Source organism: Halanaerobium sp. MA284_MarDTE_T2, from assembly GCF_003337245.1.
GTDB lineage: Bacteria > Bacillota > Halanaerobiia > Halanaerobiales > Halanaerobiaceae > QPJE01.
This window is the reverse complement of record NZ_QPJE01000002.1, coordinates 43,382-67,232: the sequence shown is the minus strand read 5'-3', so window position 1 is coordinate 67,232 and position 23,851 is coordinate 43,382. Positions and strand designations below refer to the sequence as shown.

21 protein-coding genes are annotated in these 23,851 nt (G+C 36.2%); 20 read left to right on the top strand and 1 reads right to left on the bottom strand.

Annotated features, from left to right (window positions below; genetic code table 11):
* Positions 1 to 106: 106 nt before the first annotated feature.
* Positions 107 to 733: an MliC family protein gene (locus DFR78_RS01535; RefSeq protein ID WP_114457085.1), complete on the top strand. Its 627-nt coding sequence runs from the start codon at positions 107 to 109 to the stop codon at positions 731 to 733.
* A 319-nt stretch (positions 734 to 1,052) separates the two neighbouring features.
* Here DFR78_RS01535 and DFR78_RS01530 read toward each other — a convergent pair whose 3' ends face one another.
* Positions 1,053 to 1,487 carry an OsmC family protein gene (locus DFR78_RS01530; RefSeq protein ID WP_114457084.1) on the bottom strand — a complete coding sequence of 145 codons (435 nt, stop codon included), beginning with the start codon at positions 1,485 to 1,487 and terminating at the stop codon, positions 1,053 to 1,055.
* A 325-nt stretch (positions 1,488 to 1,812) separates the two neighbouring features.
* On the opposite strand from DFR78_RS01530, the gene DFR78_RS01525 reads away from it, so the two are divergent.
* The 19 genes from DFR78_RS01525 (at position 1,813) to ade (ending at position 23,780) form a co-directional block, all read left to right on the top strand.
* Positions 1,813 to 2,223: an OsmC family protein gene (locus DFR78_RS01525; RefSeq protein ID WP_114457083.1), complete on the top strand. Its 411-nt coding sequence runs from the start codon at positions 1,813 to 1,815 to the stop codon at positions 2,221 to 2,223.
* Positions 2,224 to 2,604: 381 nt separating this feature from the next.
* The gene (locus DFR78_RS01520; protein WP_114457082.1) at positions 2,605 to 4,077 is read left to right on the top strand and encodes a pyridoxal-phosphate dependent enzyme; all 1,473 of its coding nucleotides are present in this window, start codon (positions 2,605 to 2,607) and stop codon (positions 4,075 to 4,077) included.
* Positions 4,078 to 4,123: 46 nt separating this feature from the next.
* Positions 4,124 to 5,377 (top strand): threonine synthase, encoded by a 1,254-nt coding sequence (locus DFR78_RS01515; RefSeq protein WP_114457081.1) that lies wholly within the window; start codon positions 4,124 to 4,126, stop codon positions 5,375 to 5,377.
* Entirely contained in the window at positions 5,374 to 5,928 is a 555-nt protein-coding gene (locus DFR78_RS01510) for a helix-turn-helix domain-containing protein (protein WP_114457080.1), read from the top strand. The genes DFR78_RS01515 and DFR78_RS01510 overlap by 4 nt, the downstream gene beginning before the upstream one ends.
* A 167-nt stretch (positions 5,929 to 6,095) precedes the next feature.
* Positions 6,096 to 7,334, top strand: a complete 1,239-nt coding sequence (locus DFR78_RS01505) for a YgeY family selenium metabolism-linked hydrolase (protein WP_114457079.1) — start codon at positions 6,096 to 6,098, stop codon at positions 7,332 to 7,334.
* 104 nt (positions 7,335 to 7,438) lie between these two features.
* A complete protein-coding gene (locus DFR78_RS01500) occupies positions 7,439 to 8,422 on the top strand; it encodes an ornithine carbamoyltransferase (protein WP_114457078.1) in 984 nt (327 codons plus the stop codon).
* Positions 8,423 to 8,586: 164 nt separating this feature from the next.
* Positions 8,587 to 9,933 (top strand): uracil-xanthine permease family protein, encoded by a 1,347-nt coding sequence (locus DFR78_RS01495; RefSeq protein ID WP_233486936.1) that lies wholly within the window; start codon positions 8,587 to 8,589, stop codon positions 9,931 to 9,933.
* Positions 9,934 to 10,233: 300 nt separating this feature from the next.
* Entirely contained in the window at positions 10,234 to 12,525 is a 2,292-nt protein-coding gene (locus tag DFR78_RS01490; protein ID WP_114457077.1) for a xanthine dehydrogenase family protein molybdopterin-binding subunit, read from the top strand.
* Between the two features lie 2 nt (positions 12,526 to 12,527).
* A complete protein-coding gene (locus DFR78_RS01485; RefSeq protein WP_114457076.1) occupies positions 12,528 to 13,403 on the top strand; it encodes a xanthine dehydrogenase family protein subunit M in 876 nt (291 codons plus the stop codon).
* Positions 13,396 to 13,869, top strand: coding sequence for a (2Fe-2S)-binding protein (locus DFR78_RS01480; RefSeq protein ID WP_114457170.1), 474 nt, complete (start codon positions 13,396 to 13,398; stop codon positions 13,867 to 13,869). The genes DFR78_RS01485 and DFR78_RS01480 overlap by 8 nt, the downstream gene beginning before the upstream one ends.
* A gap of 1 nt (position 13,870) precedes the next feature.
* The gene (locus DFR78_RS01475) at positions 13,871 to 15,235 is read left to right on the top strand and encodes an 8-oxoguanine deaminase (protein WP_114457075.1); all 1,365 of its coding nucleotides are present in this window, start codon (positions 13,871 to 13,873) and stop codon (positions 15,233 to 15,235) included.
* A gap of 74 nt (positions 15,236 to 15,309) precedes the next feature.
* Positions 15,310 to 16,635 (top strand): putative aminohydrolase SsnA, encoded by a 1,326-nt coding sequence (gene ssnA / locus DFR78_RS01470; protein ID WP_114457074.1) that lies wholly within the window; start codon positions 15,310 to 15,312, stop codon positions 16,633 to 16,635.
* Positions 16,592 to 17,491, top strand: coding sequence for a xanthine dehydrogenase family protein subunit M (locus tag DFR78_RS01465; protein ID WP_199505524.1), 900 nt, complete (start codon positions 16,592 to 16,594; stop codon positions 17,489 to 17,491). Before ssnA ends, DFR78_RS01465 begins: the two co-directional genes overlap by 44 nt.
* Complete coding sequence (locus DFR78_RS01460; RefSeq protein WP_114457073.1) at positions 17,491 to 17,976, top strand: (2Fe-2S)-binding protein; 486 nt, start codon at positions 17,491 to 17,493, stop codon at positions 17,974 to 17,976. The genes DFR78_RS01465 and DFR78_RS01460 overlap by 1 nt, the downstream gene beginning before the upstream one ends.
* Entirely contained in the window at positions 17,969 to 19,315 is a 1,347-nt protein-coding gene (locus tag DFR78_RS12235) for a xanthine dehydrogenase family protein molybdopterin-binding subunit (protein WP_114457072.1), read from the top strand. The genes DFR78_RS01460 and DFR78_RS12235 overlap by 8 nt, the downstream gene beginning before the upstream one ends.
* Positions 19,312 to 20,313 carry a xanthine dehydrogenase family protein molybdopterin-binding subunit gene (locus tag DFR78_RS12230; protein WP_114457071.1) on the top strand — a complete coding sequence of 334 codons (1,002 nt, stop codon included), beginning with the start codon at positions 19,312 to 19,314 and terminating at the stop codon, positions 20,311 to 20,313. The genes DFR78_RS12235 and DFR78_RS12230 overlap by 4 nt, the downstream gene beginning before the upstream one ends.
* Positions 20,297 to 20,845: a nucleoside-triphosphatase gene (locus DFR78_RS01445; RefSeq protein WP_114457070.1), complete on the top strand. Its 549-nt coding sequence runs from the start codon at positions 20,297 to 20,299 to the stop codon at positions 20,843 to 20,845. The genes DFR78_RS12230 and DFR78_RS01445 overlap by 17 nt, the downstream gene beginning before the upstream one ends.
* The gene (locus tag DFR78_RS01440) at positions 20,838 to 21,920 is read left to right on the top strand and encodes a 4Fe-4S dicluster domain-containing protein (RefSeq protein WP_114457069.1); all 1,083 of its coding nucleotides are present in this window, start codon (positions 20,838 to 20,840) and stop codon (positions 21,918 to 21,920) included. The genes DFR78_RS01445 and DFR78_RS01440 overlap by 8 nt, the downstream gene beginning before the upstream one ends.
* A gap of 99 nt (positions 21,921 to 22,019) precedes the next feature.
* Positions 22,020 to 23,780, top strand: a complete 1,761-nt coding sequence (ade, locus tag DFR78_RS01435) for an adenine deaminase (RefSeq protein ID WP_114457068.1) — start codon at positions 22,020 to 22,022, stop codon at positions 23,778 to 23,780.
* Positions 23,781 to 23,851: the final 71 nt, after the last annotated feature.

Sequence of the window (23,851 nt, the reverse complement as noted above, 5' to 3'; positions counted from 1 at the left end):
CTATTTTATTAATTAGTGTTTAATAGATTTAATTTTTTAATTTACATGAACATGAACTTGTTTTCTGTAATATAATATTATAATTAATTAATGGGAGGTTTAATAAGTGAAAAAAATTTTTTCGGTTTTTATTTTAACTTTGTTTTTAATGCTTGTTTTAGCAGGTGGAATACAGGCTTCAGAGAGATATCTTTTTAGAAATGATCTAATAGATCTGGAGCTTTTGTATGTAGACGGAAAATTAATAATAAATAATGGTGATCAGGAGATAGCTCTGGATTCTGCAGTTTCTGCTTCAGGAGCTAAATACGAAAAAGATGACCTTATGTTCTGGTCTAAAGGAAATGATGGACTGCTGGAAATAAGGGGAAAACTGGTATCTTTTTCTGATGAAAAAATCTATGACTCCTGGCAAATAGCAGCAGAAAATGGAGTTGATTTTCGGGCAGTGGGTAATGAACCTGGATGGCATGTTGAGATTAGAGATGATGCAGAAGTGAAATTTGTAGGTGATTATGGAAAAACTGAGATCCAGGCTCGAGTTAATGATGTGTGGATTGGGCCGGCTGGAGATGACAAAATATATTATATAGATAGTCCTGCTGTAAAATTTCAGGTTATTCTGATTAAAAAACAGTATATAGATACCATGACTGGAGAAAAGCTTCCCTATCAGGTGAGAATTATATTCCCTAATGAAAGTTATACTGGTGGAGGCAGATTTCTATCATAGAATGAACAAAATGTCCTTCGAATTTCTTTATTACAGTAAGGTTAAATTTTGTTGATGTCGGAAATTATGAATGCATAAATTTTATCCACAATAAACCATCTGGTGTAATTTCCTGGACATTAAAGAAAATCCTCTAACTTTTTTAGTTAGAGGATTTTTCAGCAATAAATTATTTTATAGACTTTCCCCAAAATTATCTTTAGAGCTGCAAAAAAGAGGAAAGTCTTTATTATTTTTCATTGAAATTTAAAGTATAATTATTAACAGCAGAAAGAAAAATAGAAATAGTCTGCCGAATTGATTACTTTTTGTTTACAGCTTAAAGACTTATATTAACAGGTGTTTCATTTGTAAGATTATCACTTACAGGGCATCTTTCTTCTACGGCTTTAATCCATTTTTCTAGAGCTGCCTCATCTGCATCACAGTCAGGCTTTACAGTTGCATTTATTTCCTGATATCCTGCTCTTTTTTCTTCTGACTGGCCCATAAATTTAGCTGGATCCAGTTTCCCACTGATTTCAAACTCTATTCCTTTCATTTCAATACCCATTTCTTTTGCCACAAGATGTCCTACTACATTTAGACATCCACTCAAAGCAGCAAGGACATATTCTACTGGATTTGGTCCATCATTTGTGCCACCCTGATTTTTTGGTTCATCAACAATAATTTTAAAACCTGTTCTTGTTTCTGCTACAACTTTAGTTGAATTTTCACTTTTTGAAGTAACTGAAAATTTTGCTAATGGCATAAAAATTCGCCTCCTGTAATTTAAATTTATATATTATTTTATCTCAAATAATATATTCTATAATTCTTAAGAAAACCCTTTTTTATTTTAAGGTATTAGAATTAATATTTAGTTTTTTGTAAAACAACATTAATTATCATATAGAATTAAATTTACTGGTGTTTATTTAATACAGCTGTTAACCAGATAACTTAAGATTATGAACAAATATAGTATTATAAAAACAATATGTTTTTTTGCAAAAATTAAAATATGGTTTTCCCACAAAAAGATTATCTAAAAAATTCAAAAATGCTTAATGAAAAAGAAGAAAGGGGATATTTAAATGAAAATTAATGTTGACTGGCAGGGAGATATGGAGTTTTTGAGCAGTTTACCGTCCGGACACAGTATTACTCTGGATGCATCTCCAGATAGTGGAGGTCACAATAAAGGACCGCGGCCGATGGAAATGCTTTTAACAGGTCTGGGTGGATGTACTGGAATTGATATAGTTATGATTCTCGATAAAATGAAGCAGAAAATAGAATCTTTTTCGATGGATATTGATGGTGAAAGAGCAGCGGAGCCCCCAAAAAGATTTACCAAAATTCATATTACTTATAAGTTAAAAGGTAAAGATCTTGATGAAAAAAAAGTTGAAAGAGCCATTAAATTGTCAGAGGAAAAATATTGCTCAGCAAGAAGTTCTTTAAATGCCGAGATTACTTCAAGCTATGAAATAGAAAATATTTAACTTTCAACCCGGTTAAAACCGGGTTTTTATGTTGTTTGCTGGCATGAATATTGGCTTGATTAGTAAAAGCCTGATGCAGGGGGGGGTAATAAGGGCAGTGCCAACCACTGGCTGAAGAGAGGGGTGTTCATTGTGGTGAAAAAATTAAAGCATAACAATTAAAGGAATGAACCGTCCTGTATCAAACGGTATGCTGTAGTTATGTGTGAGGTCAGGAAATAAACTAATTATTTCTCTCCTGCTCAATTTTTAAAAAAAATAAATATTCCTGCAGGAAATTATTAAATAACATTGAATATATATTATAAGAGTTAAGTTTCATTTAATAATTTTTATAATTTTACAATAATTCACAATTAATGTGAGGAGGAGAAAAGTTAGATGATAAATCTTAATATCAATGAGGAAAAGCTAAAAAAGGTGATAAAAAGGGCTAGAGAGAACAATATAATTCTGCCTACATTTGAACAGATGAAAAATCCCGAACTTATACCTAAAAAAATAAAAGAAAAATTAAAAAATATAGGTCTATGGGATATAAACAGCTACAATCTTTTTAGAATTACCTGGAAAAATGAGCCAGTAAAAGATGGTGGTCTTTATGATGGAGTTAATTATATAGAATTTCCCCCGGAATTAACTGGAGTAGAAAGCAGAATTTTTGCAATTGTTGGAAAATGGTTTCCTACAGGTGCACATAAAGTAGGGGCAACTTACGGCTGTTTAGCTCCACAGTTAGTTACCGGACAGTTTGATCCAACTTCCAGTAAGGCAGTCTGGCCTTCAACGGGAAATTACTGCCGTGGAGGAGCATATAATTCTCAGCTTTTAGCATGTGATTCTATAGCTATTTTACCTGAAGGCATGAGTAAAGAACGATTTGACTGGCTAAAAAAAGTTGCAGGAGAAGTAATACCGACTCCCGGTACAGAAAGTAATGTAAAAGAAATTTTCGATAAAGTCTGGGAACTAAGAAAAACAAGAGAAAATATTACTGTTTTTAATCAATTTGAAGAATTGGGCAACCACCTCTGGCATTATGAGGTTACAGGTTCTGCAATGGAAGAAGTAATAAACAATGAGATGGGTGAAGATGATAGATATTTTGGCTTTTTTGCAACAAGTGGTTCTGCTGGGACCTTAGGTGCTGGAGATTATCTAAAAGATGTATTCCCTACAAGTAAGCTTGCAGTTGGGGAAGCACTTCAGTGTCCGACAATTCTGAGCAATGGATTTGGTGCACATAGAATTGAAGGTATTGGAGATAAACACATACCATGGATTCATAATGTTAAGAATACAGATATGGCTGTTGCAGTAGATGATAATAGAACTATGGCACTTTTGAGATTATTTAACGAAAAAGCAGGTAGAGATTATTTAATAGAAAAGGGTATTCCAGAAGAATTCATTTCTAAACTTGAACTTTTAGGTATTTCTGGAATTGCAAATTTAGTTGGAGCTATAAAGATGGCAAAATATTATGAGCTTGATGCTAATGATATGTTGATTACTGTTTTAACAGATTCTCTAGAATTATATACATCCAGACTAGAAGAGATGAATGAAGAAATGGGAGAATATACAAGAGAAGATGCCATTAAAGATTATCATCAATACCTAAAAGGTATTAATACAGAAAATACTTTAGAGATGGGTTATCAGGAAAGAATGAGAGTCCACAATCTTAAATATTATACCTGGGTAGAACAGCAGGGCAAAAGTTCAGAAGAATTAAATGCTCAGTGGTATGATTATGATAATTACTGGGGCAAATTACACAAACAGGCTGCAGAAATTGATGAATTGATTAAAGAGTTTAATGATAGAACAGGGCTTTTAAAAGAATTATAAAATTAAATTTTATTATCTATAACTTATATTATATGAGGTGTAACCAATGAAGTATGTTGATAATCTTGTCTGTATAAACTGTGGAAAAACATATAAGGCAGACCCGGACCGATACATGTGTGATGATTGTGGAGAAGATGGTATTTTGGATGTTCAATATGATTATGAAATGATAAAAGCAGAGTGGAGTAAAAATGAATTGTCAAAAAACATAGATAAGAGAATATGGCGTTATGAACCACTACTTCCTATCGAGCCAGATACAGAAAAGCCAAAACTCAGTGTTGGTAATACTCCAATCTATAATGTTCCTGCTCTTGCTGAAGAGATTGGTATAGAAGAACTCATTATAAAAGATGATGGATTAAATCCAACAGGTTCACTGAAAGACAGAGCTTCAGCACTGGCAGTAGTTAAAGCTCAGGAAGCAGGAGTTAAAACGGTTTCCTGTTCATCAACAGGCAATGCAGCTTCTTCTCTTGCCGGCAATATTGCTTCAATGGGTGGAAGAATGAAAGCGGTTATTTTTGTTCCAGATAGAGCTCCAGGTGGAAAGCTTGTTCAATTATTAATTTATGGTGCTGAAGTTGTTTCAGTTAAAGGTTCATATGAAGAAACGTTTTATCTCTCTGATAAAGCAATAAAAAAATGGGGCTGGTATAACAGAAATGCAGCAATCAATCCCTATCTGGTTGAAGGTAAAAAAACAGTTTCTTTAGAATTAGCTGAACAGTTAAATTGGGATATGCCGGACTGGCTTATTTTTTCGGTTGGAGATGGATGCACTATAGCTGGGGCATATAAAGGACTTTACGATTTAAAGGAAATTGGTTTTATTGATAAAATACCTAGGCTGCTTGGTGTACAGGCAGAAGGATGTGCCCCCATAACAAAATCTTTTAAAACAGGTAACAAACTTGCAGTAGAAAAAGAAAATACCCTGGCAGATAGTATTGCTGTTGGGAAGCCCCGCAACTGGATTAAAGCAGTCAGTGCAGTTAAAGCTTCTAAAGGTGATATGATAAATGTAAGTGATGAAGATATTCTTGCGATGATGAGAACTGCTGGAAGGAAAACAGGTGTATTTGGAGAACCAGCAGGAGTTGCAGGACTGGCAGGTCTCAAAAAGGCAGTAAAAAACAATATTATAAAATCTAATGAGAGAGCTGCTGCTATTATAACTGGCAATGGGCTAAAAGATGTAGAAAATGGAAAAAAAGCTGCCGGTGCCCCTATTGTAGTAGATGCTGATATTAAGAAATTGGCTGAAATTTTTAAGCAAAATGGGGTGACAGTATGAAGTCAGAAAACAAAAGACTGGGACAAAAAATAAGAAAAAAGAGACTTGCAAGAGGTCTAAGTCTGGCTCAGCTGGCAGATATGATAAGCAAAACATCCAGTTATTTAAGTCAGGTTGAAAGAGGTCTTGCAGAACCCTCAATTACTGCTTTAAGAGAGATAGCTAAAGCACTTGACGTGCCAATATTCTACTTTCTGATAGAAGATGAAGTTCACAATTCTGTTGTAAAAAAGGAAGAAAGAAGAGTACTCAATTTTCCTGGTTCACACCTTACTTTTGAACTTCTGTCTCCAGACTTGAAGCGAGATATGGAGGTAATCGAAGCCAGACTTGAACCTGGGGCAGAAACTTCAGATGACCCGCTTTCTCATACTGGAGAAGAATGTACTGTAGTTATTCAGGGGAAAATGCATATAAAAATTGGTGATAAAGAATACGAACTAAACAGAGGAGACAGTATATATTATAAAGCAAGTCTTCCTCATAAAATAACCAGTGTAGGAGAAAATGATCTGGTATTTATCTCGGCCATAACTCCACCAAATTTTTAGAAATTATCGTCAGGAATGCAGATAAAAAAATGTTTTCTGTACATTTTTATTACAGGAAGTTAGAAAGATATTAATTAAATAATATTTAGGATATTTGGTCTATAATAGTTTCTTAAGCTCCGGTGTTTTGAATTTAGAGTAAATCAAATTTGGAGGTGCCTACAAAAATGGAATTTGCAGAAATACTTAAAAAAGCAGAAGAGTATAGAGATGATATCAGTTCTTTTCTGCGGGATATGATAAGACTTCCCAGTGAAAGCTGTGGAGAAGAAAAAGTTATTGAGCGTATAAAAGAAGAAATGGAGAAAGTGGGTTTTGATAAAGTAGAAATCGATCCGATGGGAAATGTACTTGGTTATATTGGCAGCGGCAGCCATGTAATAGCTATGGATGCACATATTGATACTGTCGGTGTAGGAGATAAATCTCTATGGGATTATGATCCATTTGAAGGTTATGAAGATGATGAAATAATTATTGGACGAGGGGCTAGTGACCAGGAAGGTGGAATGGCTTCTATGGTCTATGCCGGTAAAATCATTAAAGATTTAGGCCTTGAAGATGATTATACACTTGTAATTACAGGTACTGTTCAGGAAGAAGACTGTGATGGTTTATGCTGGCATTATATTTTGGAAGAAGATGGGATTAAACCAGAATTTGTTGTTATAACAGAGCCAAGTTCCTGCAATATATACAGGGGCCACAGAGGAAGAATGGAAATTAAAGTTACCACACATGGAGTTAGCTGTCATGGTTCTGCTCCCGAAAGAGGAGAAAATGCAATTTACAAAATGGCACCTATAATCAATGAACTTAAAGCTCTGCATCCAAACCTCACTCAACATGAATTTCTTGGAAAAGGTAGTTTAACTGTTTCGGAAATTTTCTTCAGCTCACCATCACGCTGTGCAGTAGCAGATGGATGCAGTATTTCTATTGACCGCAGGTTAACTGCTGGAGAAAGCTGGGAATTTGCACTGCAGCAGATCAAAAACCTCCCATCAGTTCAGGCAGCAGATGCAGAAGTTGAAATGTATACTTATGAAAGGCCTTCCTACACAGGTTTAGTCTATCCAATAGACTCTTATTTTCCGACCTGGTTAATAGAAGAAGATCATCCGGTGTGTCAGACTGCAGTTGATGCATATAAAAAATTATTTAATGAAGAGCCGCTTGTTGACAAATGGACTTTTTCTACAAATGGTGTCTCTATAATGGGTAGACATGGTATCCCCTGTATCGGTTTTGGTCCAGGACATGAAGATCAGGCACATGCACCTAATGAAAAAACATGGAAATCAGAGCTTGTAAAAGCTGCAGCTGTATATGCGGCGATTCCTGGAATTTATATTGATAAATATGCAGATAAAATGCCGGAAACAACAGAAAATCTTTTAGACTAGAATTGTAGAGTCGGTACCTGGTACAAAAACCCTTTTTTTGTACCAGGTACGAGAGACATATTTTGTACCCGGTACACAAAAATAATCCAAGGAGGAATTTATTGATGGAAACTCAATTAACTGGTAAAGACTTTATTACACTTCAGGAATGGACAAAAGACGAAATTGATACTCTACTGGATGTATCATTTGATTTGAAAAGAAAATTTGCGATGGGGGTACCTACTCCATATTTAACTGGCAAAACAGCATTTTTAATGTTTTTTGAACAGTCAACAAGAACCAGAAATTCAATGGAAGCAGGTATAGCTCAATTAGGTGGACACGGCAACTATCTTGATACAAGTACTATGCAGGTATCTCACGGTGAAGTGGCAAAAGATACAGGTATTATTCTTGGCAGCTATGGTCATGCAATAGCCTGCCGCAACTGTTTCTGGGAGATAGGTAATAAATATTTGCGCAGTCTGGCAAAATGGGCTAAAGTACCAGTAATGAATTTACAGTGTGACCTTTACCACCCAATGCAGGGTTTAGCTGATTTGATGACAATCGTCGAAAAGAAAAAAGATACAAGAAATTTAAAAGTTTCGGTGATCTGGGCTTATGCAACAAGCCATAAAAAACCTATTTCTGTTCCTTTAACCCAGGTACTGCTCTTTCCACGCTATGGTATGGATGTCACACTTGCCTATCCAGAAGGATATGAACTGCCGGAATGGGTAATTGAACAGGCAAAAGAAAATGCTAAAAAACATAATGGAACATTAACAATAACTCATAACCAGGAGCAGGCATACAAAGATGCTGATATAGTAATTCCTAAAAACTGGGGAAGCTGGGTTACAAATCAGGATGATGCTGTAATAGATGATCTGCTGGAAGCAAACAGGCACTGGAAGTGTACGGAAGAGATGATGGCTTTAGCTGATGAAGATGTTATGTATATGCATGCACTGCCTGCTGATAGAGGTAATGAAGTGGAAGATTCTGTAATAGATGGCCCGCACTCGATAGTTTATACAGAAGCAGAAAATAGACTACATACTGCAAAAGCGGTTATGACAGTAACAATGGGAGGCAAATAATTACAGCGGGTAAGAAATAGTAGATATGTTATTTTACTTTTAATATAAATTTATAAATTTAGTAAGTACTTTACTTTATTGAAAAGGTCGATAATAGAAGTAGGTCGACCTTTTTAATCCCGTTTAATCTGAATATTTAAAAAACTAGAGGGAGATGGTTAAATTTGCAGAATAATAAAGATATGAGTAAAGAGATAGTAGAAGAAGAAACCGTCTACAGATTAGAGGATAACCCACCACTTATTGAAACTCTTTTACTTGGACTTCAGCACATGCTGGCCATGTTTGTAGGAATTATAACACCTCCTTTAATTATTGCAGGTGTAGCAGGATTAAGCTCTGCAGAGACAGGTTTTTTTGTAAGTATGGCCCTTATGGTGTCAGGGGTTACAACATATATTCAGACAACCAAAATTGGGCCAGTGGGGTCAGGCCTTTTAGGTGTACATGGAACAAGTTTTACATTTGTACCAATGGCCATTTCTGCTGCCAATGCTGGTGGATTACCACTTGTTTTAGGTATGACACTTGCAACTTCTCCAGTTGAAATGATTTTAAGTAGATTTATCAAGCAGACAAAAAAATTATTTCCACCTGTAGTCACAGGAACAGTTGTTATGCTTATAGGATTGGGGCTTATGGAAGTAGGAATTACAGATTTTGGTGGTGGAGCAGGAGCAGAAAACTATGGAGCTGTTCAGAATTTACTTTTAGGTTCTTTTGTTTTAGTGATTATAATTATAGCAAATAGATTTGGAAAAGGTTTGATAAAAGTTGGAGCTGTAGCAATAGGTTTAATTGCAGGTTATATAGTTTCTATTCCACTGGGTCTGGTGGATTTAACACAGGTAGCTGAATCAGGCTGGATAACAATTCCAATGCCATTTAAATATGGAATGTCATTTAGCTGGGGTCATCTTCTTCCCTGGGTTATGGCCTATATAATAACAACAGTTGAATCTATTGGAGATTTGACTGCAGTTGCAGAGGTTTCAGGTGAACCAGTAGAAGGAGAAATTCATACTGAAAGGCTCAGCGGTGGGATTCTTGCAGATGGAGTAGGTAGTGCAATTGCTTCAATATTCAATTCTCTGCCTAATTCAACATTCAGTCAGAATATTGGAGTTATACAGATTACCAAAGTGGGAAGTAGAGTAGTTGGTGTTGCTGTAGCAGGAATTTTATTTTTACTTGGATTTATTCCTAAAATTGGTGCACTGGTAAGTGTTATGCCTTCTCCAGTTTTAGGTGGTGCAACAATTGCATTATTTGGTATGGTTGCAACATCAGGTATGAAAATAGTAATTCGAGGAGGACTGACAGATAGAAAAATATTTATTCTTTCTATTGCTTTAAGTTTCGGCCTTGGTGTAACCTTTAGACCTGATGTTGTGGCTCAGCTGCCAGAAGTTATCTCTACAGTTTTATCCTCTGGAATTACAGTGGGAGCAATAATTGCAATTGTCTTAAACTTACTGCTGCCTCAGAAGGATGAGGAAAGAATCTGCTAGCAGCTGGCAGGTGGAAAAAATTATACTAAAAATCTGTTAATTAAAAATATTTTGTTATATAATAAATAATAGAGAATTGAATATAGTAAATTTTTAATGTATGGACTTTTTCCATTTTAACATTTCTCTCAACTGTAATTGAGATAAATGCCTCGTCTTGAGGCAAAAATGGAGAAAGTTCTTCTGTTTAATAATGTGGATAAAAATTTAGATAAAGAAAAAAGTTTGAATTTGAAGAGAAATATTGAAAGTTTTGTTCAGGATTAACTTTGGAAATTATTTAATTATGGAGGTGCAGTAATGGCATTTGAGTATGTTAATAAAGGTGTAAAAAGAGTGGATGCATATGAAAAGGTCACAGGAAAAGCAAAGTTTGGTGCAGATTTAGAATTTGCAGACATGGTCTATGCTAAAGTATTGAGATCAGAATATCCACATGCGGAGATTAAAGCAATAGATGTTTCTAAAGCTGAGAAAATGCCGGGTGTTGAAGGAGTATATACAGCCGATGACATTCCCAATAATTTATTTGGCGTAATTGTTCAGGACCAGCAGGTGCTGGCAAAAGACAGGGTAGTACTTGCTGGTGATGGGGTTGCAATGGTGGCTGCAGAAACTGAAGAGCAGGCGGCAGAAGCATTAAAGAAGATTGAGGTTGAATATAAAGAACTTCCAGGGATTTTTGATCCAGTGGATGCAAGAGCAGAAGGTGTACAAAAATTACATGAGAACAAGGAAGATAATCAGGTAATACATCATCCATTAAGGAAAGGTGATGTAAAAAATGGTTTTGAAAAAGCTGATATAATTTTAGAAAGGGAATATAAAACACAGTTTATAGAACACAGCTATATAGAGCCAGAAGCCGTTGTTGCTGTTCCAGAAGATCAAAATCATCTTATTTCAATTTATGGTTCAATCCAGAACCCATATGCAACAAGGACTGCTGTTGCTGTAGTTTTAAATACTAATTTAAGTAAAGTTAGAGTTATACAGAATCATATTGGTGGATCTTTTGGTGGGAAAGATGAAGTAGTTTCTGCAATGGCTGCCAGAGCAGCAGTAATGGCACTTGATTTAAAAAAGCCGGTAAAGATGGTAAATAGCCGTGAAGAATCTATTACTGAAAGTTATAAACGTCACCCATATCAGCTTAAATATAAAGTTGGGGCAACAAAAGATGGTAAACTAACAGCGATGGAAATAGAAGCAGTTGCCGATAGTGGTGGATATGCATGTCAGACACCATTTGTAACCTGGCGTTCTGTGGTGCAGGCTACAGGACCATATGAGTTAGAAAATGTTAAAACTGATGTCTATGGATATTATACCAATAATCCCTATACAGGAGCAATGAGGGGTTATGGTTCTCCTCAGGTTATTTTTGCTCAGGAATCACTAGTGGATGAACTTGCTAAAGAATTAGATATCAGCCCTTTAGAATTGAGATTAAAAAATATCTATCGACAAAATTCAATTACAGCCAGTGGGCAAAAGCTTGACACACATACAGTTAGTTTAGAAGAAGTAATAAAAAAAGCAGTGGAGAAATCAAATTATAAAGAAAAATATTTGGAATACAGTAAAGAACAGAAGGGTGATATAAAGAAAGGTATAGGTCTTGCAGTAAGTTTTAGAGGCTGCAGTCTTGGTGCTGAAGCTATTGATGCAGCAGCTTCTCTAATACAGATAAATAAAGATGGAAGTGTAGCGGTTTACAGTGGACTTGCCGAAAATGGGCAAGGATTAAAAACTATTTTTTCTCAGATAACAGCTGAAGTATTAGGAATAACAATGAAAAATATAGATTATATGGAAATTGATACCACCTTTACTCCTGACAGTGGTTCAACAGTTGCTTCAAGGGCAACTTTAGTAGGAGGAAATTCAATTAAAGATGCAGCACAAAAGTTGAGAGCCACAATAGATGCATTTTGTGCTGATAAATTTGATTTAGATTTAGATGATGTTGATATAAGAGAAGGATTTATCTATGATGGAAAAGGAAACCGCCTCGCCACATTTGAAGATATTGTGGGCGAAATGGGAAATCAGGGTATTATGCTATCAGCATATGGCTGGTACAAAGGGCCTGCAATTTCCTGGGATGAAGAAAAAGGAACTGGTAATCCCTATTTCACATATGTTTACGGCTGCCAGATTGCCGAAGTAGAAGTTGATACAGGAACAGGCGAGTTATCGGTAACAAATATGACAGCTGCACATGATGTAGGGAGAGCAATCAATCCGGCCAATGTTAAAGGCCAGGTATATGGTGGAGTAGTGATGGGTCTTGGCTATGGAATAATGGAAGAGGTTGAAGTTAATAAAGGAAAAATTAAAAATACCAATTTAGATGAATATCTGATTCCAACTATAAAAGATATGCCGGAGATAGAACCGATTATTGTAGAAAATCCGGATCCAGTTGGGCCATTTGGTGCAAAATCAATAGGAGAACCAACTCTGGAGTTGGGAAGTGCAGCAATTGCAAATGCGGTGGCTCAGGCATCAGGCAGGAGAATTAGATCACTGCCGCTTAATTTAGAAAGAGTTTTAATAGGTAGAGCTCTCCACAAAGGAGGTAAGTAATTGTGATAGATTATCAGTTTATTAAAGCAAATACGGCTGCAGAAGCACTTAAAATACTGGCAGATAAAAATAATGTTAAAATCATTGCTGGTGGCACCGATGTTCTGGTAGAACTGCACAAAGAAAGCAGAGACTTAGAAATGATTGACTATCTGCTGGATATCTCTGGAATAGAAGAATTAAAGGAGATAAAAATAGCTGAAGACAAAGTGGAAATTGGGAGTCTTGTTACACACAGCCGGCTTCTCAAAAATAAATTTTTTGCTGAAAATATTCCGTTTTTAACTGCGGCAGCTAAAGATATTGGGTCAACTCAGATCAGAAATAGAGGTACTGTAGGTGGAAATGTTTGTAATGCATCTCCTGCAGCCGATCTTTTTGCACCTCTGCTGGCACTTGAGTCAGAAGTAGTATTGAGATCACAAAAAGGGAAAAGAAATTTAAAAATAACAGATTTTATAAAAGGACCATATAAAACACATATTAGAAATGATGAACTGCTGGAAAAAGTTGTGTTTAAAATTCCAGCAGGAGAATATTACTGTAATTTTCAGAAGATAGGCCGCAGAAAAGCATTAAATATTTCTCGGTTATGTTTGGCTTTTCTGACTGTTATAGAAGATGGTGTAATAAAAAAAGCTCATTTAGTACCTGGAGCTGCTACACCATATCCTACTCCTTTTAAGAAAATTGATGATTATCTGGAAGGAAAGCTTCTGGCAGAGATAGATCCAGCTGAAACAGGAAAAATGGCAGCAGATGCAATGGTAGAAATAACAGGAGAAAGATGGTCAACACCATATAAAAGACCTGCCCTGAGTAAATTGGCGGAAAGAGCACTGAGCTGTGTTAAGGAGGAGGCTGGTTATGATGGATAAAGTAAATGTTGAACTAACTGTAAATGGGGAAAAATACGAAGTTGAGGTTACAGCTAAAGAACGGCTATTAGATACTTTAAGAAAACAGCTTAAACTGACCGGTACAAAGGAAGGGTGCAGTGTAGGAGAGTGTGGTGCCTGTACAGTTATAGTTGATGATAAAGCTGTTAATTCATGTATGGTTTTAACTGCTCAGGTGGATGGAAGTAAGATTATAACTGTGGAAGGGCTTGAGAGTAAAAGAGGATTACATCCTCTGCAGAAAGCTTTTATAGACAATCAGGCTGTACAGTGTGGATTCTGTACACCGGGTATGCTGATGTCAGCTCTTGCTCTGCTTAATGAAAATCCAGATCCAAGTAAAGAAGAAATAAAAACTGCATTAGAAGGGAATTTATGCCGCTGTACGGGATATCAGCAGATTATTGATGCAGTAGAAGCTGCAGCAGCTGAATGGGGGAACTAGGATGAGCAAAATTTTAATCAAAAATTTAAAAGAGATAATAACTATGAATGATAATAGAGAGCGGCTAAAAGACAGCAGTCTGCTGATAAAAGATAATAAGATTGTTAAAATTGCCAAAAACATAGAGGAAAAAAATGTTGATAAGGTAATTGATGGGAGCAAATATTATCTTTTTCCCGGTCTCATAAACACACATCATCATTTTTATCAGACACTTACAAGAAACCTGCCTGATGCACAGCAGGCAGAACTTTTTGAATGGTTAAAATATTTATACCCTATCTGGGCCAACCTATCTCCAGAAGCGGTATATTACAGTACACTTCTTGCCTCTGCAGAATTATTAAAAACTGGATGTACAACTGCAAGTGATCAATTCTATGTTTTTCCTAAAAATCAGCCTGATAATTTGCTTGATTATCAGTTTGATGCAGCAGAAGATATTGGTATTAGATTACATGCCTGTCGAGGAAGTATGTCTCTGAGTGAAAAGGATGGCGGTCTGCCTCCCGATAATGTTGTTCAGACAGATAAGGAAATAATAGATGATTCTTTAAGGCTGATAGAAAAATATCATGACAGTAGTCCTTTTGCCATGAAGCGGATTGTACTTGCACCATGTTCTCCGTTTTCTGTAACTGAGGATTTAATGATAGAGTCGATAAAGCTGGCCCGCGAATATGGAGTTCAGTGTCATACCCATCTGGCTGAAACAAAAGATGAAGAAAAATATGTGCAGGATAGATTTGGCATGAGACCACTTGCATATATGGAAAAACTGGGCTGGATTGGAGAAGATGTATGGTATGCCCATGGTGTACATCTAAACAGCAAAGAGATTAAAAAATTGGCTGAAACAAAAACTGGTGTAGCACACTGCCCTGTGTCAAATATGAAGCTCTCTTCTGGTGCAGCAGAAGTGCCAGAAATGATTTCTCTAGGAGTTCCAGTAGGACTTGCAGTAGATGGTAGTGCAAGTAATGATTCTTCAAATATGATTTTAGAGATGAAGGCTGCATTTTTAATGCACAGGCTTATTCATGGCATGAACTCTATTACAGCAGAAGGTGTACTCTCACTTGCCACAAATGGAGGAAGAGATATCTTAAATCAACCAGTAATAGGCAGTCTGGAAGAAGGAAAAGCAGCAGATATGTTTATGATTAGTTCAGAAAGACTCGGCTTTGCTGGTGGACTTTATGATCCTGTTTCAGCAATTATAAATACAGGTGACAGCCAGGAAGTCGATTATACAATTGTCAATGGGGAAATAGTGGTCGAAAATGGAAAATTAACAAATGTTGATGAGAAAGAAATTATCAGCAGGACAAATGAAATATCCAAAAAAATGATTGCCGGCAGTTAAATTTTTATAATTCAATGTAATTTTAGAGATAATTACTACTAAAAGTAATCACTGCTAAAGGGAGGTTAAAATCGTTGTATATAATTGGTGGAGGTACTTTAATAACCCATGACGAAAAAAATCGAGTTATTAAAGACGGCGGATTGTTGATAGATGGAGAAAGAATTAAAGAGCTGGGAAAGACCAGAGAATTGAAAAAAAAATATCCGGATGCTGTTTTTAAAGATTACTCAGGAAAAATAATAATGCCGGGAATGATAAACACACATATGCACTTTTACAGTACATTTGCAAGGGGGATGGATCTTAAAACTGACAGATCTCCACGCCACTTTTTAGAAATACTGGAAAAGCTCTGGTGGCGTCTGGATAATTCGATGAACAAGGATGATATATATTATAGTGCAATTTATGCAATTTTGTGTGGAATCAAGCAGGGGACAACTACTATTTTTGATCATCATGCAAGTTATGGAAAGATTGGTCAGAGTTTGAGTATAATTACTGATGCTGTAAGGGAAAGTGGTATTAGAGCAGATTTAGCTTTCGAAATTTCTGATAGAAATGGAAGTAAAAAATCCGTTGAATCTTTAAAAGAAAGTGAAAGATTTTTAAAAGAAGTAGAAAAAGATTCCTATCTATCGTCCAGAATTGGTTTACATGCATCGTTTACACTTGAAGATAAAACTTTGACAAAGGTGAGAGATATAGCAGATAAATATAATTCATCGTTCCATATCCATGCTGCTGAAGGCAGGGCAGATTTGGAAGACAGCCGTTTTAGAGGTTTTAATGGTGTTGTTAAAAGACTTGATAAATATAATATATGGCGGAGTGGAACAATTGCAGTACATGGAGTTCATCTTCAGGAAGAAGAGATGGAGATTTTAAAAGACAGTGGATCATATCTAATCCACAATCCAGAATCTAATATGAATAATGCTGTAGGACTAGCACCAGTTAAAGAAGCTTTAGAAAAAGGTCTGATAGTTGGGTTAGGTACAGATGGCTATACCACAGATATGTTTGAAAGTTTAAAAGTTGCCGATTTACTAATTAAGCACGGCAATAGTGATCCACGACCAGGCTGGTCTGAAATACCTGAAATGGTATTCAAGAATAATGCTCTAATAGCAGAAAAAACTTTTAAACAAAAACTTGGTGTTTTAAAAGAAGGAGCAGCAGCAGATGTTATTGCTGTAAATTATGACCCTCCTACAGAAATTAATTCAGATAACAGTTTTGCACATATATTATTTGGAATTAATGGAGGAATGGTAGATACTACAATTGTTGGAGGTAAGTTTTTGATGGAAAATCAGGAGGTGAAGATACTTGATTATGAGAAAATCGCTTATGAAACAAGAAAACAATCAGCCGATTTCTGGAACAGATTTTAAAAATTATTTTCAGCCAAGTTCTTTAAAAGAGGCACTGGAGATTAGGGATAAATATAGGTCTGAAGTTAAGTTAGTGGCTGGTGCAACAGATATTTTTGTTCAATATAACGAAAAACTGCATGAGGTAGAAAACTGGCTTGATATAAGTAGGATTGAGGATTTAAAAAAGATAGAGAAAAAGGAAAAAAGTATTTTTATAGGTCCACTGGTGACACATCTTGAAATTATAAAATCGGATTTAATTAACAAACATTTTTCAGCACTCAGTGCAGCAGCTTTAGAGGTGGGTTCACCACAGATAAGAAGCAGGGGTACTATAGGTGGTAATATATGTACTTCCTCTCCTGCTGGTGATCTTCTGCCGCCACTGCTTGCTTATGAAGCTAAATTTCATCTGTCTTCTCGAAAGAAAAGCAGAATTGTTGAGTCTGATGAATTTTTTACAGGTCCAAAAAAGAATATTTTAAAAGATAGTGAGCTGCTGACAGGAATAGAAATTCCTATTTCTGATGCTGAAGTTTATTCTTTCTGGAAAAAGATTGGCAGAAGAAAAGCACTTGTTATTTCAACTCTGACTTTAAACCTTGTTTTAGAATTTGAAAATGATTTAATAAAAAGAGCAGGTCTGGCAGTGGGTTCAGCTGCACCTGTACCAGTAAGGCTGAAGAAAATAGAAGAAAAAATGCTTGGGAAAAAATTATCTCAGCTTGATTATAAGAAGATAGCTGAAGAAGTAAAAAATAGAATTTCTCCAATAGATGATCTGAGAGGAACAAAAGAATACAGGGAAGATGTGGCAGCAGATATTATGGTAAATGCACTGGAAAAAATAGAGAAAGAAAGGGTGAGTGGGTAGTGAAGATATCTTTAACAGTTAATGGACAGCTGAGAGAGGTTGAAATAACACCTTATACACGCCTGCTTGATCTTTTGCGGGAAGATCTTGGTTTAACCGGCACAAAAGAAGGGTGTGGAAAAGGAGAATGTGGTGCCTGTACAGTAATTATGGACGGTGAGCTTGTGGCATCATGTCTTGTGCCTGCACCACAGGCAGATGGATCAGAAGTACTGACAATCGAAGGACTGGGCAGTAGAGATAATCTTCATCCTATACAGGAATCATTTGTTGAAACAGGTGCAGTTCAGTGTGGTTTCTGCATTCCCGGTATGATTCTGGCCAGCAAGAAACTGCTGGATGAAAATCCACATCCTGCTGAAGAGGAAATTCGACTTGGCCTTTCGGGAAATATATGCCGCTGTACAGGATATGCAAAAATAATTGATGCAGTAATGATGGCTGCCGAAAAAATGGATGGCAGGGAGAGTGATCAGGATGGGTAAAAAATATAATGTAAAAGATTATTACTGTAAACATACAACAAGGTGTTCAACAGAAGGAAGAAAGAAGAGTAAACGTTTTGTCGGCCACAATGTTTTAAAGGCAGATGCATGGGATAAAGTAACAGGTGATGCGGTTTATCCAGATGATATTAGCTTTGATGATATGCTGCATATAAAAGTTAAAAGAGCGGTTCATCCTCATGCAGTTTTAAAAAATATTGATATTAGTAAAGCACTTAAGGTTTCCGGTGTAGTAGATATTATTACTGCAGAAGATATACCTGAAGTAAGGCAGTATGGATTAATTGTTCGCGATCAGCCTGTACTTGTTGGAGTAGGAGAAAAAATGAGGTATTTAGGTGATGCTCTTGCAGTGGTAGTTGCTGAGAGTAAAGAGGCTGCTAAAAAAGCAAGGGATTTAATTAAAGTAAAGGTTGAAGAACTTGAGGTTATTACAGATCCTTTTAGAGCTATGGAAGATGATGCCCCTTCGATTCATCCAGATGGAAATATATTAATTACACATCATTTGGATAAAGGTGATGTAGAAAAAGGATTTGCTAATTCTGATATAATTGTCGAAAATAAATATCAGACTCAGTTTATCGATCAGCTTCCCATGCAGAATGAGTCAGGTGCAGCTTTTTATGATGAGAGAAAAGGAGTTGTAAATATCTGGGCTTCAACTCAGTGGCTCCATGATATTCAGGCAGATGTAGCACAATCTTTAAGGCTGGCTAAAAATCAAGTTAGGATTATCCAGCCTACAATTGGTGGAGCATTTGGCAAAAAAGAGGATGTATCTGTTCATATTCACCTTGCTATTGCTGCCATTAGAACCGGTCGGCCGGTTAAGTTTACCTATACAAGAGAAGAATCAATGATTACACAGTCTAAGAGGCATCCAATTACAATTTATGCGAAGACAGGTGTAAGTAAAGATGGTTATCTTCAGGCCTGGGAGACAAAGTTTATTGGAGATACAGGAGCATATGCTTCAAGTGGGCCAGCTGTCGTACACAAAGGAATGTACCACTGCACCGGTCCATATAACTGTGAGAATGTGCGAGGTGTTTCTCATGCTGTATACACAAACAATACCTTTTGTGGTGCAATGAGAGGATTTGGAACAACACAGGCTGCTTTTGCTTATGAATCACAGATCGATATTATTGCACATAAACTGGGGATGGATCCGGCAGAATTCAGAAAACAAAATATATACGAGATTGGGTCTACAACTCCTAATGGACAGCAGCTAAACCACAGTGTAAATGCCAGAGAGACAATAGAATCAGCAGTAGAGTTGAGCGGCTGGAAGGGAGGTAATAGTAAATGAAAAAATATGGAAAAGGAATGGCATCAATAATGTTTGGCTTTGGATATGGAGAGGGTTTTCCAGACCATTCTATTGCCTCTATAGAAATAATGGAGGATGAAAGAATACAGATTAAAACTGCAGCTGCAGATGTTGGGCAGGGTGTAATTACAACAGTTATTCAGATAGCTGCAGAAATACTCAGAATCAATCCTGAAAACTTTGAGGTAATTCAGGGAGATACTCATAAAACTAAAAACTCTGGATCAAGTTCAGCTACAAGGCAGACATATTTTACTGGAAGTGCTGTTAAAAAGGCTGCTGAAGAGCTTCTGGCCAACATCTACCATTATGGCAGTATTGAATTCAGAAGCAATCATCCTGAATTAGGTGTAGAAAATGGCAGGATATTTCTGTATGATGACCCCGATGATTATATAACTTACTGGGAGCTGGCCAGAAGAGTAAAAGAATCAGGAAACAGATTAGAGGCTGAAGCAAGTTTTTTCCCGGTAACTTATGAACCGGATGAAAAGACAGGTCAGGCAGATAAAGTTTATGTTGCTTATACATTTTTGACACAGGTTTTTGAAATAGAAGTAGATACAGATACCGGTATAATAGAGGTGCTTAATGTTTACTCTGGTCTGGACCTCGGCAAAGCCATCAATCCTAAAAATGTAGAAGGCCAGATTGAAGGTGGAACTGTACAGGGAATGGGTATGGCTGTTATGGAAGATCAGATTATTAAAGAGGGTAAAACCCTCAATGCTGGTATGACAGATTATTTGGTTCCAACAAGTGTAGATATCCCCAAATTTGAGCACTCCTTTATAGAAGATGAAGATTCTGAAGGACCTTTTGGGGCAAAAGGAGTGGGGGAACCTACTTTGATTGCTGCCTCTCCAGCTATTGCAAATGCTGTTTATGATGCAATTGGAGTTCGCTTTTATGAATTGCCGATAACTCCCTCCAAAATAAAAAAAGCTTTAAAAGAGAAAAATGAAGAAAATAAATAATATATTTTTAACAGGAGAAAAAGGCACAGGTAAAAGTACTATTATAAAAAATGCTTTATTAAAATTAAAGATAACTCCCGGCGGTTTTACTGTCGGGAGGGAAAAAAGAGCTGCAGGAAACTGTACCGCTTTTTTCCTACTATCTGGACGAAAGTTTGTAGAAATTGATATAAAAAATAAAAATGAAAATAATACTTTTGCTTTTAGAAAAGATGCAGATTCTAATTTTATAATCAGACCAGAAATTTTCGAAACATATGGATTAGAACTGCTGGAAAACTGTAAAGAACCTGTTTTAATGGATGAGCTGGGCAGGTTTGAATTAAAAGCAAAAAAATTCAGAAACAGAATAATTAAGATTCTAAAAAGTGAAAAAGTTACTATTGGGGTAATTAAAAATGAGGAAAATGGATTTTTAAATAAAATAAGACAATTAGATAATATTAAAATATTAAGAGTTGAAAAAGAAAATAGAGATGAAGTTTTTACAAAATTCTTAAAAAAACTAAAAGAGGTGTTAAATTATGGCTGATATTAGTGTTAAATTATTTGGAATGGAGATGAAAAATCCAGTTATGCCTGCTGCTGGGCCACCGGTCAAAGATGGTAAGGCTGCTGCTGCAGCTGCAGAAGGTGGTGCTGGTGCTATTGTAACTAAAACAATTTCGACAAAAGCGGCTCAGGTACCACGTCCTAATATGGCGCAGGTAAGAGGTGGGTTTATGAATACAGAACTCTGGTCCGAACTTCCACCTGAAAAATGGCTTAAAGATGAATATCCTGCAGTTAGAAAGACAAAACTACCTGTTATTGTTGGTCTTGGTTATACAGCAGATGAGATAGAAAAATTATCTGTAGAAGTTGAAGAATATGCTGATGCTCTGGAGCTTTCTACACATTATTTAGGTAGTGACACTTCTCCAGTTATAGAAAGTATAAAAGCGGCAAAGGGAGCTACCGATCTGCCTGTAATGGTTAAATTAAGCCCACAGATTGATATTCCAAAATTTGCAAAAGCTGCCGAAAAGGCAGGAGCTGATGGTCTTGTGCTGATCAACTCATTTGGGCCAACTCTGGATTTTGATATTGAAACAGGCAGACCTCTTATGGGAAGTGAAAACGGATATGGCTGGCTTTCCGGAGAAGCAATCTTTCCTCTAGCTTTAAGAGCTGTTTATGAAGCAGTTAATGCTGTGGATATTCCTGTTCTGGCTGTTGGAGGTATATCTAAAGGAGAAGATGCAGTCAAAATGATTATGGCTGGTGCAGAGGCTGTTCAGGTTTGTACTGCTGCTATTATAAGAGGGCCTGGTGTGTATGGAAAGATTGCTGCTGAGATTGAAGAATATCTTGATAAACATGGGTATAACAGTCTGGAAGAAATAAGAGGGCTGGCCCAGGAAAAAATAACTAATAAGGCAAATTTCGAAACAAAAGTTCCACAAATAATTAGAGAAAAATGTACTGGCTGCAGACTCTGTATTACAAGCTGTGTCTATGATGCAAATTATCTTGATGATGAAAATGTTATTGTTATCGAAGAAGACAGGTGTGCAGGGTGTGGTCTTTGTGTTACAAGATGTAATTTTGATGCATTAAAGCTTTAATAGCTTTTCTTTAAAATAAAATTTACTAAATCGAAATAGATATCCAGTTGTTGACTAAAAATATACAAAATAAAAATTTTAAGGAGAGGGGGGAATTTTTTGCATAAGCGTGAATTATTAAAACAGGCTAGAGGAGACATCAGGGCAGAAGTTGTTTTAAAGAACGGCCTGATACTGGATGTTTTTAATGAAAGATTAATTAGAAGTGATCTGGCAATTTCCTCTGGTATAATTATAGGTACAGGTGAATATGAAGGGGTTAAAGAGATAGATCTCGGAGGAAAGATAGTAACACCTGGTTTTATTGATGCCCACCTTCATCTTGAAAGTGCTATGACAGATGTAGGAGAATTTGCCCGTGTAGTCATACCTAGAGGGACAACCACAGTTGTTGCAGATCCACATGAAATTGCCAATGTAGCTGGAGTTCCAGGTATTAAATATATGTTAAAACAGGGATTAAAACAGCCATGGAACTTTAATTTGATGTTACCCTCATGTGTACCGGCAAGTAAGTTCGAAAATTCTGGTGCAGAATTATCTGCTGAAGATTTATCTCCTCTTTATAAAGAAAAAGGAATTTTTGGTCTGGGAGAAGTAATGGATTATCCTTCAGTAATTAATGGAGATAAAAAAATATGGGAAAAGATAAAAATATCGGAAGACCGCTTTATCGATGGACATGCTCCTGGTTTACTGGGGAAAGATCTAAATGCTTATTTGCTGGCTGGTATAAAAGCAGATCATGAAGCAACTACTGCTGAAGAAGCTTTAGAGAAAGTTTCTAAAGGTATGTACATTATGATTCGGGAAGGTTCTGTAACTAGAGATTTAGTTAACTTACTTCCTGCAGTAAATGACAGCAACTGCAGCCGCTTCTTTTTTGCTACAGATGACCGTCACCCAGGTGATTTAATAGAAGAGGGACATATAAATTTCGCCGTAAAAAAAGCAGTTCAGTATGGATTGTCTCCACTGCGTTCTATAAGGATGGCTACAATTAATGCTGCTCAGGCTCTGGGTTTTAAAGATCTTGGTGCAATTGCTCCAGGTTATAAGGCTGATTTACTGCTAATAGATAATTTAATTGATTTTAATATAAAAGCTGTTTACAAAGACGGGTGTTTAATTGCTGAAAATGGTACATTAATAAAAAACAAAGAAGAAAATCATGATAAAAATTTAGATTACAAAAAAGATATTAATCCAGAAATTGAAGATAAAATTTTTAATTCTATCAAGATAGCTGATTTAAAAGAAGAAGATTTTGCGCTTCCTGCAGGTAAAATTTACCGGGTTATAGAATTATTAAAAGATAAGATCGTAACTCGTGAAGGTGAATATATAACTGAAGCAGACTATAATGGAGAACCTCCAATAACAGAATTGATTGGTCATAATCTTGTTAAGTTAGCTGTAGTAGAAAGACATCATAAAAGTGGTAATGTTGGAATAGGGCTTTTAAGAGGTTTTGGACTCAGAGAAGGAGCTGTTGCAACTTCTATTGGTCATGATGCCCATAATATTATTGTGGCTGGTCTTAAAAAAAATGACATGTATACTGCTGTTAAAGAACTGCAAAAAATAAAGGGAGGAATAGTTATTGTAGCTAATGGGAAATTGGTTGATAGTCTTCCTCTGCCTGTTGCAGGTTTAATGGCTGTCCGATCTCTAAAAGATGTTGCGGAAAAGCTGACAAAACTGCGCAAATTGGCATCTTCTTTAGGTATTACAAGAGATGGGCCATTTATGACTTTATCTTTTATGGCACTTTCAGTAATACCAGAACTTAAATTAACAGATCAGGGACTTTTTTCAGTTTCTAAATTTGAAAATGTCCCTCTGGTTAAAAATATTTAAAAATAGGAGGTGGGGATAAGAGATAAGTTGTGCTGTTGTTAAGCGTTTAATACAAAAGGAGGTAAAATTAT

Excerpts from the sequence above, each read along its gene's own strand:
- DFR78_RS01530 (WP_114457084.1), bottom strand. The coding sequence starts at position 1,487 with ATGCCATTAGCAAAATTTTCAGTTACTTCAAAAAGTGAAAATTCAACT.
- DFR78_RS01525 (WP_114457083.1), top strand. The coding sequence starts at position 1,813 with ATGAAAATTAATGTTGACTGGCAGGGAGATATGGAGTTTTTGAGCAGT.
- DFR78_RS01520 (WP_114457082.1), top strand. The coding sequence starts at position 2,605 with ATGATAAATCTTAATATCAATGAGGAAAAGCTAAAAAAGGTGATAAAA.
- DFR78_RS01515 (WP_114457081.1), top strand. The coding sequence starts at position 4,124 with ATGAAGTATGTTGATAATCTTGTCTGTATAAACTGTGGAAAAACATAT.
- DFR78_RS01510 (WP_114457080.1), top strand. The coding sequence starts at position 5,374 with ATGAAGTCAGAAAACAAAAGACTGGGACAAAAAATAAGAAAAAAGAGA.
- DFR78_RS01505 (WP_114457079.1), top strand. The coding sequence starts at position 6,096 with ATGGAATTTGCAGAAATACTTAAAAAAGCAGAAGAGTATAGAGATGAT.
- DFR78_RS01500 (WP_114457078.1), top strand. The coding sequence starts at position 7,439 with ATGGAAACTCAATTAACTGGTAAAGACTTTATTACACTTCAGGAATGG.
- DFR78_RS01490 (WP_114457077.1), top strand. The coding sequence starts at position 10,234 with ATGGCATTTGAGTATGTTAATAAAGGTGTAAAAAGAGTGGATGCATAT.
- DFR78_RS01480 (WP_114457170.1), top strand. The coding sequence starts at position 13,396 with ATGGATAAAGTAAATGTTGAACTAACTGTAAATGGGGAAAAATACGAA.
- DFR78_RS01475 (WP_114457075.1), top strand. The coding sequence starts at position 13,871 with ATGAGCAAAATTTTAATCAAAAATTTAAAAGAGATAATAACTATGAAT.
- DFR78_RS01465 (WP_199505524.1), top strand. The coding sequence starts at position 16,592 with ATGAAACAAGAAAACAATCAGCCGATTTCTGGAACAGATTTTAAAAAT.
- DFR78_RS12235 (WP_114457072.1), top strand. The coding sequence starts at position 17,969 with ATGGGTAAAAAATATAATGTAAAAGATTATTACTGTAAACATACAACA.
- DFR78_RS12230 (WP_114457071.1), top strand. The coding sequence starts at position 19,312 with ATGAAAAAATATGGAAAAGGAATGGCATCAATAATGTTTGGCTTTGGA.
- DFR78_RS01445 (WP_114457070.1), top strand. The coding sequence starts at position 20,297 with ATGAAGAAAATAAATAATATATTTTTAACAGGAGAAAAAGGCACAGGT.
- DFR78_RS01440 (WP_114457069.1), top strand. The coding sequence starts at position 20,838 with ATGGCTGATATTAGTGTTAAATTATTTGGAATGGAGATGAAAAATCCA.